We start from the raw sequence: 14524 nt of genomic DNA, 5'->3' as shown, positions 1-14524 counted from the left end.
TAAAACAATTATAAAAAATAAAAATTACATCAATCATGGCAAGTATCAATCCTTACATTCACTTTAACGGCAATGCCGAAGAAGCATTTACATTTTACAAATCAGTATTCGGTGGATCATTCGGCATGATCGTTCGCTTCAAAGATTTTTCAAGCGCCGAACATCCTATACCCGAAAAAGAAGCCGATAAGATCATGCACATCTCTCTCCCCATTGGTAAAAACAGTGTGCTGATGGGCAGCGACACGCCCGAATTTATGGGCAGGCATAATGAGAACGAGAACAGGAGCAAGATCTCGATCAATGCAGATAGCAGGGAAGAAGCAGATAAAATTTTCAACGGCCTTTCGGCAGGCGGCACAGTTGAAATGCCTATTGGCGATAGCCCCTGGGGTTCTTACTTCGGTATGTTCAGGGATAAATATGGTTTTGAATGGATGGTGAGCTACGAAACACCCAAGAGTTGATCAGCCTGCGCCTGCTTAGATTGGAACGCGGATTTTTAAGATGATTATGATAAGTTATGATTTATCCTGTGCAGATCTTGATCATCATAAAAATCCGCGTTCCCTCTTAAGCGCTGCAAGCGCTTATAAAAACAAAACCCCATCTTACCCAGATGAGGTTTTATCTTACTAAAAATATCCTACTTAGTTACTGATACACTTTTTGCAGCTTCAATAATTACTGCGGCCACTTTTGCGGGTTGAGACATAAATACCACGTGGCTGCCTTTTATCTCTGTTACTTTGGTGTTGGAACGTTTGTACATATTGCGCTGAATATCGGGGGCAATACTTTTATCATCTGTGGCCACAATACCAAAAGCGGGCTTCACTCTCCAGGCAGCATCAGTAATAGGTGTTACAAACCCTTTGGCATAAAAAGCACCCTGGGAGGCATACATAAAGTCGGCTTCTTCCTTGCTGATATCGGCACAAAAACCTGCATGGTATTTATCTTTTGCATAGTATACAATGCCTTTATCATCGGGAGGCAATACACCATTTTCGGGAGCGGGTGGCATGGTCTGCAACCATTGCAATGCAGATTCGCCATTATCGGGTTGAAATGCGGCAATGTATACCAGTGCCGCTACTTTAGGATGGTTGCCGGCCTGGGTAATTACAGCGCCACCCCAGGAGTGACCAACCAATATGGTAGGGCCATCCTGCTTATCCAGCGCCACTTTTACAGCAGCCACATCATCTTCCAGCGATGTTAAAGGGTTTTGCACTACTGTTACATTGTATCCTTTTTTGGTCAACTCGGTATACAGGCCTTTGTATCCTGATCCATCGGCAAAAGCGCCGTGTACCAATACTACGTTTTTAACGGTTTGCGCATTTGCTTCTGTGCTAATGCCGGTTGCAGCAGTAAGTGCGATAGTTGCAGCTACTACGCCGCTTTTCAATTTGTTTTTTAAAGTTTGCTTTTCCATTGTATTTGTTGTTGAAGTTTTTGTTTGAATCAACAGTACAAAATTGCGATGGAAACAGGGGGAGGTTGATGAGCGTATTGCCCGTTTACTTGTAATTATTTCCCTTCTTTTATTACAGGGCGGTTATTGCGGAAATCAACGGGGGATTGGCCGGTATGTTTTTTAAAAAAGTTGGAGAAATAAGCCAGGTCTTCAAAACCCAGCTCGTAAGTAACCTGCTTTACAGGCCGGTCGGTGTAGGAGAGCAGGCGTTTGGCTTCTATCAGTATTCTTTCCTGTATCACCTGCGAAGGGCTTTTGTGGCCATTGCCCGAAAAAAGATTGGAGAGTGTTTTGGGCGATTTGCAAAGCTGCTGCGCATAAAAGCTTACCGAGTGTTCTGTTTTAAAATGCTTTTCTACCAGTAAATGAAATTTGCGGTAAGTATGATACTTTTCTTCCTGCATTTTTTTAACCGGGGCATAGCCGGCCTTTGCCAGCTGGGTAACGTATATGATCAAACGCTTCAGCAGCACCAGCAGTACTTCGTTCTGTATAGTGTCGGTGGTTTTAAATTCTTCCGCAAACATATCCATCAGCAGCTGCAGCTTTTGCTGTGCGCTTTCATCCAATGATATAAATAAGTGTTCGGTGCTACCAAATAAAAAACCCACGCAGCTTACTTCGCTATCATGATCAATAATGCAATAGAACTCCCGGTTAAACTGCCAGGCGATAATATCCTGCGGTTTTTCAAAACTAAACGACTGGTTGAATAATAATGTAAGCAGGCTTTGTGCAGGAAATGCATGATCGGTTCCATCAATAGTAACCGTTTGCGCCTGCCCCGGGTTCCATGCTATGGTAAAATATTTATTAAAGCGGTCGCGGCCAAAGTACTGCCTGTCAAAGCTGTCTTCGGTTTTAAAAAGCAGCAGGTCGCCGCCTGTTTTACTGTCCGTGAATTTAAGTTTCATTGCGCTTTAAGATGCACTAAGATAGTGCATTGTTGGTATGCCGCAGGGATTGCAGTATTGCCATAAAAGCAAAACTCCTGCAATTGCAGGAGTTAATTTCTTGATTGTGGTGTGGTATTCTGGCTTTAAATGGATATCAGTAAAAACAGCAATTGACTGATATTGAATTTTTCGATCTTTAAATGGGATATTGGAAAACTTTTTGGACTTTAACAGGATTTGGATTTGGATTGATAAACATATCAATCAATTGCTGACTCAAAGATGGGGCAAACTTTCCACGCACACAACCGCATTATTGCCCTTTTATTGATGTGTTGTATTTACGCAAACAATGATTTTTCTTCGTAGATCTACGATAATAATTCAGGTAGTAATACGGGTTTTTGTTTCAATAATTGGTCATATATTGCACCCGGTTTTTCATAGGATATTGGATTTTAAACGGGGCAGGATTTCTATCCAGCCCTTCTTTTTTTTATCACGGTAAATAAAAAAGCAGTTATAAAATGATTCATAACTGCCTGGTTTACACATTAAAATATGCTGCTAAAAGAAAAACCCGGTACGTACCGTAAATACGTTCGCTTCATCCGACCTGCCGTAAGCAACATTTAAAGCAATGGTATTGTAAGGGATAAAATAAATGCCGCCGCCGTAACCCGTGTGCAGTTTATTGAAGTCTTCGTTTTTCACCCACACTCTTCCATCATCAAAAAATCCGTACACACCAATAATACCTCTGAAAACATAGCCGTTCAGTTTTAATACCCGACACCTCAATTCTGTATTCTGGTACAGGGTGCTTTTACCGGTAAACCGGGAGCGCCAGTAACCCCGCAGGTAATCCAATCCTCCAATACTGTTGGCCTGGTAAAATGCATAATCACCGATATTGGTGGCAGCTCCTGTGCGGTGTGCAAGGGTCAGTCCCTTTGCTACCGGTATATAAACCGAAATATTGCTGTGCAGGTTTACATGGTCACTTTTAGTTTCTTTTAAGTTGACCAGGTAAGCAGCTGCGGCATGAAAACGAATGCCAAATGAAGGATCTTTCCTGTTAACGATGCGCTTGATAGTATAGGCAATATTGGCGCCGCCGAATTGCTGTGTTGTAAATACTGATGGATCGATACCGGTATTGGGCTGGGTAATGAATTTATTATTCGTTGATTCTATTTTTACAGATTGATAGATCAGTCCGGTCTTCAGTTCTGCTGCTTTCCAACTGCGGCTTACAGATGGGTTAATATAAAAACCCTGCGAACGTACCCTGTAGTAAGCCTTTTCATTGCCGGATAGTTTTGTTTCATTACCGTAGCCATAAAAGTTCAGCACATAGTTGGGCGCTTTGTAATTGGCTACCATATCTATATCCCATTTACCCAGGGCCTGCTTAAAAACACCGGAATAGAAAAAACTAAACGCGGAGGTAAGAGATGCATAATTTATACCGGCTGTTTGCTGCCAACCGAAAGGATACTTATGCCATTGCTGTTTTTTGTAGGAAATACCCAGCCCGATACTGAAACCATCATCCGGGTTGTATCCCGGCTGTATCAATGGTTTCCACCAGTCGTATTTAAAAGCCTTTTTATTGTAATTCGTGTACGAGGTATCGTTAGTTATGGTAGCTTTATATGCATTGGTTGATTGAATGCGGTTATCTGTACTGTCGTATATCCTTGTTCTTTTACCATTGCCGGAACTGCCGGTTTGGTTGAGAAATTCATCCACCCCTGCACCGCCAAATACCCGGAGCAATATTTTATTCTTTGCCTGCCCTTTAAAAACAAAGCGGTCATTGCTGCCCAAACCATATAAATAGATCTCTTTCGTGATAGCATGTGTAAATACGCGGTGGAACAAGGTATCGGTAGCAACAAGATTTTTATTCAGTTGCTGAATAGTGATCGCAATATCATCATCAGTTATTTTATCAATGGTAAACTGTTCGTCCTTATCAGAGCCAGTAATGGTTACTTTTTTATTGATCACTTTATAATAATGCATGCCGAATTGCAGCATATTATCTCTCCGTTGCCGCAGACGTTTTTCAACAAATGCTCCTGAAATAGCAACACTGGATGCCGGCATTTGCAATACTGCTTTATGAATGGCCGAATCAGTGATCAGTGATTGTAAAGCCTGTATGGTATTTACCCAATCTTCTTTTTTAAGTCCATTCATAAATTCTTTATCCAGGCTTGTTGCCGAAAGGTTTACACCGATCACATCGTGTATATGGGCATTCATATTCCGCAGGCTTCTTAATACCCATGGCAACGAGATGAGGAAGAGATTCACTCCATCTGTTTTAGAAAATGCCTGGTCGCGGTCGCGGGCAAAGGGGATATAGGTTGTCTTCCCTTTGTTCTTATACGCAGCCCATGTCCATTGATCGGGATGGCGGTCCCAATCATTCACCAGCATATCGAGTAAGCGGATCTTTAAAAATTCTTTTTGGTCCACCTGTTTATCATTATCCGCCTGCAGCTTTGCAAATAATTTTTCGGAGTTGATAATATCTGTTGCATAATTGGTGAGCGCAGTATTATCCCAACCTTCACCAGAAGGGCGCTCTTCAAAAAGACAAAGCTTATTGGCAAAATCTTTCCGGTATTCGCCCAGTCGGGGATTATCGGGTACAAATACAATCACAGGATTTGTGTGCATGGCGCCCGCACTCGCAGTTAAACTGGCAATTGCCAAAGGCCCGTAAGGATGTGCCGTGGATATCTGGTCATTCACAATATCATGCACGATAGAATTTTTAAATTCATCCGGTATCAGCAGCCGCAGGTCTTTATCAATGGTGCGTAAAAGATATTCTTTGCCTTTTTTATTCAGTAAACGCAGTGATTTGGTCTGGTGTCCGCCGCCTTCTTTGGTGGGTGTTAATCCTCCTGCGGTGGTATCCATATCAAATACAATGAATTGTGCTGGTTGCAACCATTCTTTGCGCCAGTGCCTGCCCCACCAGAACTGTTTAAAACCGGTGGCTTTAAATTGCGGGCCCGCAGGCATGGTAACTGTTTTAATACCTGCAGAATCCTTAATGTTTTGCGCAGCACATTCAGTACCATTCAGCAAAATGATAAAACAGGCGCAAACGCAGCAGATTTTAAAGTATACTGCCCTGTTCAACATATTTTTCCGAAGGCTTTTGTTCATGATAATATAGTGTTGGTCGCTGCAGTAACTAAAGGCTGGCTGGTGGAGTTTTCTAAAGGTGGTGTTGCTTGCGTAATTTTTTTCAGCTGCTTTTTGCTCAATAAATTTAAATAATAATCAGCAATACTGTTCATGCTGCGCCCGAGATACTTATCCAGTTTCTTTTGCCGTGATTTTTTCAGGTTACCTAAATGTATCATTGCATCAGCTGTGAGTTTTTGTTTCAGTTCTTTTTTAATCGCCTTTTTCATTGTTTTAGTTTTATTATACGCTGCTTTTGCAGGTTACTTTTAATTTGGCATTGGTCTCCAAATATGAGCAAAAGAATAGGGAGCGGCAATGCATGAAACGCTTATTTTATTGCACATTTCATTCATCCATGGATTTTACAACTAGGCCTGTTTTATCAATTGTATCTCGCCATGTATCTTTACCTCATCACTTACCACTACATTGCCGGCTTCTGTAACGGCGCCCCATGTTAATCCAAATTCTTTGCGGTTGATCTTACCGCTGATGGTAAAACCTGCTTTTGTTTGCCCATAGCCATCAGTAACAATGCCACCGAATTCCACATTGATCACAACAGGTTTTGTAGTGCCGCCAATGGTAAGGCTGCCGTACAGTTTGCTTTCGCCGCTTAATGTTTCATACTTTGTGCCCAGGAATTTTATCCATTTCTGTTCTGCCGCATTAAAAAAATCAGCTGATCTTAAGTGTTCATCTCTTTGCGCATTGTTGGTATCTACCGAATCTATTTCTGCCGCAAAATCAATGCTATCCACTGTATCAAAAGTATCACCGTCTGTAATAGCCGTTACCGTAAACTTCCGGAAATACCCTGTTACAGTAGTGATCATTAAATGTTTTACTTTAAAAAAGATCTCGCTGTGTGCTGGATCCAGCAGCCATGTTGTTTTTTTCATTTGTTGGTATTTATGTAGTGTATAGTTTTTAGAATTTTAATTGCGCCGTAATACAGGTAAATACAATGTTCTTCCCTGTACCGGCTGTTTTAAGATATTCACCCGCTTTGAACCAGGTGAGTTCGCCACGGAAGTACAAAAAATTATTCGGTGTATAAACAAGATCGGTGGCCAGCTGGTCGCCAATAAATTTATAGGGATTGTTCTTGCCGCTATAGATCAATGCAACACCGGGTGTATAGATACCATCGTTGGTGCTGTACCGCCAGAAAAGATCATAGTCCACATTCATTACTAATTTTTTTTGTAGCTCAAACGATACCGAGGGATGAATATCAAAAAGATTGGCCGGGCCTATTATAGATGCAAGGCCAAAATAACTTCCACGGGGAAAAAGCGGGCTGAAGCTTTGCAGTTTGTTATCGCCGTAATGGGCATCGCCGCTGATGAATTCTGTTTTTAAACCAGGCTCCGGTTTTAACGGGATATGTTTTAATTTATACGAAGTATTAAAAGATAATGTCCAGGCACGAATATCTTTCTCTGCAAATGTGCCGAACTGGTACAATCCTTCAATATCATATTTCAACCTGCTTTTGCTGCTCCATATCCTGCTGCCGATCGAATGACGCAATTCTTCACCCGTACCATCATCAAATGTTGCTTTTGATTTCCAGAGGCCTAAATAATACACATCGATGTTCTGTAAAAAAGAAAAGTTATTCCTTGTTACATAAGCGCCCCAGAATTCAGCGTCTTTATTAAACCCATCGTTGAATATTTCTTTCTTTGCTTTTACATAATGCGTAAAAAAAACATCCAGCTTGTAATTACCACTGGTAAAAATGCTTTTCACGCCATCAAAAGATTGCCGGTTATTGGGCCCATCTCTTACCGCAACCAGTCTTTGAGAACCATAGGAAAGTTCCTGCCGGCCAATACGCAGCAGCCATTTACTTTTTTTGTTTTGTAACAGGTTGGCATCAATAAATGCCTGGTGTGCTTCCAGTGCATCTTCTTCTACCGGGCTGGTATTCGGTCTTCCGTTTGCAAGACTGCTTTGCAACTGTACAAAGGCACGGAAAACTTTTCCGAAATGAACATCAGTATGTAAAAGAAAGCGTGAAAGTATGTAACCATCCTTGTCTCTTGGAGCATCTCCCCAATCCTCATTCCGGATATTGAAATACTGGTACCGTATCTCTCCGCCAAAACTTATATAGCTGTTACCATCTTTTGATAATGCGGTGTACTTGGTTTTTGCATACCAGCTGCTGTCATGCTTAAGATATGTATAATCCTCATCGTAGCGGAGCGATTTAAAAGCCGTTATTTTTTGTGCATAATTACAAATGTATATTACAAGCAGTACAACAATCAATATCAGCTTTTTCATTATTAAAATTTTCGGATGATGATCACCCCCGCAACAATCAATACAATGCCCAGCAGTTTCCAGATATTAACGGGATGCTGTTGTGTAACGAGGATATTAAAATGGTCGAGTAAAACAGATATCGTCATTTGTCCTGCCACCACAAGACCAAATGTCAATGCAGGCCCTATTTTTGGGAATGCCAGTATAATAGCGGTTACATAAAATGCTCCCAGTAAACCGCCCAGCCATGCATAGGCAGGCACCTGCTTTACGCCTGCCCACGAAACATGCTGCTTTGTAATAAAGCTGTACAGTATCACCGTACATGCGCCAATAATAAAAGATATCATTGATGCATGCACAGGGCTTTCAATGGCTTTACCCAATTTAGTGTTCAACCCTGCCTGTATCGGTAAAAATGCTCCGGAGAGTAATGCGATGATGATCCACGTGATTTTCATTGTAGTAATTTTTTGTGGACAATATAATCAAAAGAGTATTTACCGGGACCAACAAAAAGTATCAGCATAAAAACAACACTGTATATAAAGGGTGTATCTTTTACTAAAGCCGCATCATTCCAGTGCAATACAAAATAACCTGTTAGTGTAACCGCCAGCGTTGGTAAGGTAGCCAACCTTGTACACAAGCCTATCAGCACTAAAAAAGGGAAGAAGATATTGGCAGCAATGGCGAATGCGCTGTTAAAAGCTTCCGGCAGGTGCAGTGGGTTGGGAATACTTTCCGCTGCTGCAACACCGATACCCAGTTTTTTAAATCCATGCACAAAGATCATCTCCAGCGATACGGCTATGCGAAAGAACAGCATGGCTGCATTGAATATTCTTTGCGTGGGAAGCGGGCCTGAAAAATTGATAAATAGTTTTTTCATTTTTATTGATTTTGATAACCACCAAAATATTTTACCGGGCTCCAGGAAGGGATCACTTCGGGTTGTGCAGGTGCAAGCTCCTGGTATTTCCCTTCGGCATATACCACTTTACCGTTTACCATTGTCAGTGCAGCATGTATGCTCCTGATATCATCAACGGGAATGGTGAAATAATCCTTGTCCAATATCACCACATCCGCATATTGACCGGTTGTGATCTTTCCTTTAACTGCTTCATCGCCACTGCACCAGGCACTGCCGATGGTATATAGTTGCAATGCTTCAAACCTGGTAAGCACATCTTTTACCGGCCAGAATTGATACCCGCCGATTGTTTTACCCGTAACCGCCCAATGCAAACTCATCCATGGATTGAAGGTGGATATCCTGGTAGCATCGGTTCCCATGCCCACCGGTATTTTCATTGCCAGCATTTTCTTTATGGGTGGCAATTGATGGTCGGGGTGTCCATACATTTTTTTATACAGCTCTCCCTGGTAATACATCCTGAACTGCACTGCAATACCACCACCTAAATTTTTCACTCTTTGCAATTCAGCATCTGTAATCGTTTCGGCATGATCGAAGAACCAGCGCAAACCATTAAAAGGAATTTCTTTATTCACTTTTTCAAAAATGTTCAGCATACGATCGATCGATTCTCCATACGTGGCATGCAGGCGGAATGGCCAGCGGTTCTTCACCAATAATCTGATGATGGGTTCAAGATCTGTTTCCATTTCCGGCGATAATTCAATGCGTGGTTCTAAAAAATTCTCAAAGTCTGCTGCACTCGCTACAATATTTTCACCAGCACCTTCGGCAGTGTAACCATTGGCCACAAACATGTGATCATTTTTATTCAGCGATGTGGTTTTTATCCAGTCTTCGTAATCCTTATACTCCCTGCCTTTTACCTGCGCAAACAAATAGTAAGCAGTACGAAGGGTGAGTTTGCCCTCTTTGGCCAGTTGTAATGCAACACCGTAATCATCAGGATAATTTTGTCCGCCACCTGCCGCATCCACCGCACTCGTTAATCCATATTTATTCAGCTCGTGATAATACTGAATGGTGGAATTCAATCTTTCTTCCCTGGTAAGTTTAGTGGTCAAGCCCAGTGTGCTGTAAATAGCTTTGGGAGTTTGTTTGGCATACAACATACCGGTGGGTACGCCTTTATCATCTAACTCTACAAGACTGCCTTCATATTTTGTATCCTTGTTGTATCCCAATACCTCAATACCTTTTTTATTTACAAATGCTTTTCCATAGAGATAGGTTATAAAAACGGGTTTATCAGGCACTGCTTCATTGATCTCATCGATCGTTGGCTGTCGTTTTTCTTCAAACTGGTATTCGTTCCAGCCGCCCACTACTTTTATCCATACGCCTTCGGGTGTGCGTGCGGCCTGTTCTTTCAGCATCTCCATTGCACGTTTCAGTGTTTTCACGCCATCCCATCTTAACTCTGCATTGTAATTAAGTCCTTCCCGTATAATATGAATATGACTATCGTTCAAACCCGGTACCACAGTTTTGCCAGCAGCATCAATCAGTTTTGTTGTGGCATTTTTATATACAGACAGTATCTTTTCAGAGCTGCCGGCTGCTATTATAATGCCGTCTTTAACCGCCAATGCCTGTACAAACTCTCCCGGCTTATTCATGGTAGCTATTTTACCATTATAGATGATGACATCTGCGTTTTGCTGCGCCTTTACCGTTGTTGCTAATAACCATACAAACGATAACACCAATATTTTTTTCATCGCGTTTTTATTTGATCGCTAAAGCTAAATGGATGAGTGATGTACAACAATTGATAGTGTTTATCAATTGTTGTACATATCATTTACCCTTTCGATAGTTGTTGATTTATTATTTGCTTACAAAAAAATCCAGCAAGCCTTTTTGTACCTGTTCGGTTTGCTCCTGCACTATCCAGTGGCCTGAGCCTGCTATCTTTACTTCCGAAACATTATTGGCCACCAGCCTGCAATGCGTAGCTAAAAAAGGTGCGCTGAAATGTTCGCCACCCATTGCAAGCAATGGCATGGTGAGTTTCTTTTTCATGAACTCGTGATTATCTTTTACATCCTGCGGAAATTCTCCAAACCAATGGAAACAGCCGGTGGTAGAGCCTTTTACAGCAAAGGCCCTGATGAATTCATCGCTTTCTTCTTTGGTAAAAGAATCTTTTACAAATCCTACCTGCGGCCAGAAGTCGGTGAGGAACTCTCTTTCATGCCCTGCAACAATATTGCCTGCAACAGGCCTTGAAAAAAAGCCGAAATGCCATACAGTGGTGGATATCTGTTGCCATACGGGTTCAACACCTGGTATCAATGCATCCAGCAAAGCCATCTTCTTAACTTCATCACCAAATTGTGCTGCGTATGCATAGGCTACCATCAAGCCAATATCATGACCAACCAGGTTGATGCTTTTATAACCCAATTGCTTTACCAGTTCGTGTATATCTGTTGCCATAGTTTTTTTATCATATCCACCGGCAGGTTTATCCGATTCGCCTGATCCACGCAGATCGGGCGCTATCACTGTAAAATGTTTGGATAATTCCGGCAACAGGCGGTTCCACATAAACCAGTTTTGCCCAAAGCCATGCACCAATACCAAAGGCTCGCCTTCACCACCGATCACGTAATGGATATTGATGCCATTTACATTGGCGGTTTGATGTTTAAAATTGGATGGTGGTGCTGCCGGTTTGGCCGCATCTGTTGCTGCAGGAGCAGCTGTAGTAGCGGTATCTTTATTGGCTGCGGTTTTACTATCGGCATTGTTACAGGAGAACATCAATGGTAATGCGCTTGATAGTGAAATGAATAACAGCAATTTTATTGTATTGATCTTTTTGCTGAACGAAATAGTTGTAATACTCATAATTAAATTTTTAAGTAGTTATAGTGTAATTGTTTTGGTGTGTTCTATTTTTCCTTCCTTGCTTTAATGTCTTTATAAGCATTAGGAATATTGAAATTGAAATGAAGCCAGTTGAACAACACATATCCTTTATTGAATTCATCCATTTTTACAGATTGCACGGTTTGCTCCAGCGTCAATCCTTTCGCTACGGCTTCTTCTACATTTTTCTTTAAAGCCTTTACATAATCAATGGTGAATTTTATCCCTGCTTTATTCGTGATCCTTCCATGTCCCGGAATTACAGTTGCATCCGCGGGTAAAAAATCATAGATCTTTTCCAGGTTGGCAGCAGGCTCTAAAAAATAACCATCAAACAACCAGGGGATACAGGGACTTTCTGCAATAAATGGATTACCGGCCCAGAATACTTTTGCAGCGGGCAGCCAGATAAAAAGATCGGCTGGAGATTGTGCAGTACCTGTATTGATAAACTCCACGATCTTTCCTTTACCCATATCGATGGTGAGATTATTGTTTTTAGGAATGGTGATATCTGCAGCACGGTAAACGGTTTGCTCAATGCCCCTGTCTTTTCCAAACAGTGTTATCATGAACTGTTTGATGATCTCGTAATTCTTAGCCAGGTTCTCTTTGGCAAATTCATTCTGGATAATGATCGTAGCTGCCGGCAGTAAATAATTGGAAAAACAATGATCACCATGATCGCTGGTATTTACAGCATACAGGATAGGTTTGTCTGTAATTGAACGTACCAGTTTTATTTCCTGGTCGTACAGGCGTTTTGTTAACATCACTTCAATTAACAACACCCCTTTTTCGCCTACAATGAATCCACCTGTTGTTGCCTGCGGAATTCCCTGCGTGGTTTCTGTTGCTGCAGTGGTTGGCAGGATGGCATACACATCTTCTGCTACTTTTTGCAATTTCAGTTCCACTTTATTGGCATCCCATATCGGCACCTGCGGCGGCAACGGTACCTGTGCAAATGTTGTAATGAACAAGAGCATAGCTCCGCCCGCCAGTAGTATTTTTTTCATAAACAGTTATTTTATGGACTTTTTACGGGGAATTATTTAGCAGTTGCTTTTGCAGCAGCTTCAATTACGTCAGCCACTTCTTTTGCTTTGGGGATGAACAGTACATGGCTGCCTTTCATTTCTGTAACAGTAGCGCCGCCTCTTTTGTACATCATGCGTTCTATATCAGGGTTAATGCTTTTATCATCCGTAGCAACAATAGCGAAAGATGGTTTGGTTTTCCATGCTGCCTGCGATAAAGGCGTTATAAATGCTTTTACGTTTATGGGTGCCTGTGAGGCGTACATGAATTCCGCTTTTTCTTTACTTACATCAGCAGCAAAGCCTGCATGAAATTTATCTTTATCGTACCAGATCAGGCCTTTATCATCAGGAGGCAGGATGCCATTTTCAGGTGCAGGTGGCGCTGTCTTCACCAGGTCGAGCGTAGACTCTCCCACCTGCGGCATAAATGCAGCTACATATACCAGGCTGGATACTTTGCTGTGCATACCTGCCTGTGTGATAACGCTGCCACCCCATGAATGGCCTACTAATACAACAGGACCATCCTGTTTGTCCAGCACTCTTTCAGTAGTTGCCACATCATCTTCTAAAGAGGTCAAAGGATTTTGTACCATGGTTACATGGTAGCCACGACCGGTCAGTATCTTATAAACATTTTCCCAGCCGGAGCCATCGGCAAATGCGCCGTGTACGATAACGATGTTTTTTGTTGTTGCCATTGTTTTGATTTTATTTTTAACAGGTGTAAAGGCGGTGATGGTTGCAAGCGTTGCTGTTGCCAGTAGCAGCAAGCCATTGCGTAAAAGGTTTTTTTGTTTCATTGTTTTGCTTTTAAGTTTGTTGAATAAAAATTTATATACAGGTTCATTGTTTTGTTATCCATTCCAGTATGTAATCCGCGTCTTCCTTCCAGGTGGGCTGTCCTAATACAAAATGGTTGCGCCCTTTGAATTCCTTGTAATCCGTAACAGAACTATTCTTTTTGTACTTTTTATAGTTCGCATAATTCAGCGAAGCAGGAATACTGTGATCAACACTGCCGGAAGTGATCAGTAAGGGCGCATGCGGGTTCTCAAAATTGATCTTAGCTGCTTTTGATATCGTATCCCTCACCACCAGTTTGGATTCGGGGATCGCAAATTTGTAATAGGCTTCTTTCTGTGCATCGCAGTCCATACCATTGGTAAATGCATATTGCCAGTTTTTGAACGACATTAAATAACTCTTTTTTACAGGTGTAAAAAAACCCAACGCTCCCCAGCCGGCTTTAAGAAAAGAGAATTTGAAAGTGATAATGCCTTGTGGTGGCACAGGGTGAATGGCCACGCCACAAACACCCAACCCACGTTGTAATAACAACTGCACGATCAACCCACCTATGGAATGCCCGATAAGAATTGGCTTCTCGGTAAAGCTTTGTGCAATTCGTGCATAGTGCTCCGTTAGTGCGGCCAACCTGTTAGATGCAATGCCTGCATCCGGCTGCCGGTTCCTTAGTTCTTCCGGCGAAGCATCTTTGTGTGGCCAGGCCGGTGCCATTGTTTTGTAGCCTTTGCTTTCAAAATATGTTCTCCATTCATCCCAGCAGTTATTGCCTACAAATGCGCCGGTTATAAATAAAATTGTTTTGGTAGAAGTGATCATGTTGTTTTTGTTTTCTAGGATTTAACCAAGGCTGTGCCAACAATGCAAAAGGTTGTAAACCAATGATTCTGTAAAAACGGATTTTTCCTCGACCACGACATTTCGTGGTATTGTTAAAAAATACTACGATATACAATTGTTATTTATATTGCTGCAAAAA

Annotated in this window: 14 protein-coding genes; 1 reads left to right on the top strand and 13 read right to left on the bottom strand. The window is 41.8% G+C overall.

Annotated elements, in window-relative coordinates; all coding sequences use genetic code 11:
• Positions 1-35: 35 nt before the first annotated feature.
• Positions 36-467 carry a VOC family protein gene (locus QM738_RS06400; RefSeq protein WP_462275847.1) on the top strand — a complete coding sequence of 144 codons (432 nt, stop codon included), beginning with the start codon at positions 36-38 and terminating at the stop codon, positions 465-467.
• Between the two features lie 179 nt (positions 468-646).
• Here QM738_RS06400 and QM738_RS06395 read toward each other — a convergent pair whose 3' ends face one another.
• From QM738_RS06395 to QM738_RS06335, 13 genes are all read right to left on the bottom strand, one after another.
• Positions 647-1441: an alpha/beta hydrolase gene (locus QM738_RS06395; protein WP_462275846.1), complete on the bottom strand. Its 795-nt coding sequence runs from the start codon at positions 1439-1441 to the stop codon at positions 647-649.
• Between the two features lie 95 nt (positions 1442-1536).
• Entirely contained in the window at positions 1537-2397 is an 861-nt protein-coding gene (locus QM738_RS06390; RefSeq protein ID WP_462275845.1) for a helix-turn-helix domain-containing protein, read from the bottom strand.
• A gap of 549 nt (positions 2398-2946) precedes the next feature.
• Positions 2947-5571, bottom strand: coding sequence for a BamA/TamA family outer membrane protein (locus tag QM738_RS06385; protein ID WP_462275844.1), 2625 nt, complete (start codon positions 5569-5571; stop codon positions 2947-2949).
• Positions 5568-5822 (bottom strand): hypothetical protein, encoded by a 255-nt coding sequence (locus QM738_RS06380; RefSeq protein ID WP_462275843.1) that lies wholly within the window; start codon positions 5820-5822, stop codon positions 5568-5570. Before QM738_RS06380 ends, QM738_RS06385 begins: the two co-directional genes overlap by 4 nt.
• Before the next feature lie 141 nt (positions 5823-5963).
• Positions 5964-6497, bottom strand: a complete 534-nt coding sequence (locus QM738_RS06375; RefSeq protein WP_462275842.1) for a YceI family protein — start codon at positions 6495-6497, stop codon at positions 5964-5966.
• A gap of 28 nt (positions 6498-6525) precedes the next feature.
• On the bottom strand, positions 6526-7893 hold the full coding sequence (locus QM738_RS06370) for an alginate export family protein (protein ID WP_462275841.1): 1368 nt from the start codon (positions 7891-7893) through the stop codon (positions 6526-6528).
• A 2-nt stretch (positions 7894-7895) separates the two neighbouring features.
• Positions 7896-8336, bottom strand: a complete 441-nt coding sequence (locus tag QM738_RS06365) for a DMT family transporter (RefSeq protein ID WP_462275840.1) — start codon at positions 8334-8336, stop codon at positions 7896-7898.
• Positions 8333-8767, bottom strand: coding sequence for a DoxX family protein (locus QM738_RS06360; RefSeq protein WP_462275839.1), 435 nt, complete (start codon positions 8765-8767; stop codon positions 8333-8335). Before QM738_RS06360 ends, QM738_RS06365 begins: the two co-directional genes overlap by 4 nt.
• 2 nt (positions 8768-8769) lie before the next feature.
• On the bottom strand, positions 8770-10539 hold the full coding sequence (locus tag QM738_RS06355) for an amidohydrolase (RefSeq protein ID WP_462275838.1): 1770 nt from the start codon (positions 10537-10539) through the stop codon (positions 8770-8772).
• 109 nt (positions 10540-10648) lie between these two features.
• On the bottom strand, positions 10649-11674 hold the full coding sequence (locus QM738_RS06350) for an alpha/beta fold hydrolase (RefSeq protein ID WP_462275837.1): 1026 nt from the start codon (positions 11672-11674) through the stop codon (positions 10649-10651).
• Positions 11675-11718: 44 nt separating this feature from the next.
• Positions 11719-12714: an MBL fold metallo-hydrolase gene (locus QM738_RS06345; protein WP_462275836.1), complete on the bottom strand. Its 996-nt coding sequence runs from the start codon at positions 12712-12714 to the stop codon at positions 11719-11721.
• Positions 12715-12746: 32 nt separating this feature from the next.
• Complete coding sequence (locus QM738_RS06340) at positions 12747-13541, bottom strand: alpha/beta hydrolase (RefSeq protein ID WP_462275835.1); 795 nt, start codon at positions 13539-13541, stop codon at positions 12747-12749.
• Positions 13542-13584: 43 nt separating this feature from the next.
• Positions 13585-14364: an alpha/beta hydrolase gene (locus tag QM738_RS06335; RefSeq protein WP_462275834.1), complete on the bottom strand. Its 780-nt coding sequence runs from the start codon at positions 14362-14364 to the stop codon at positions 13585-13587.
• Positions 14365-14524 lie beyond the last annotated feature (160 nt).

Origin of the sequence: Ferruginibacter sp. (genome assembly GCF_049840995.1) — a bacterium.
In the GTDB taxonomy this organism is placed as follows: domain Bacteria; phylum Bacteroidota; class Bacteroidia; order Chitinophagales; family Chitinophagaceae; genus Ferruginibacter.
The sequence above is the reverse complement of the archived record's forward strand: the minus strand, read 5'-3'. Positions and strand labels throughout refer to the sequence as shown.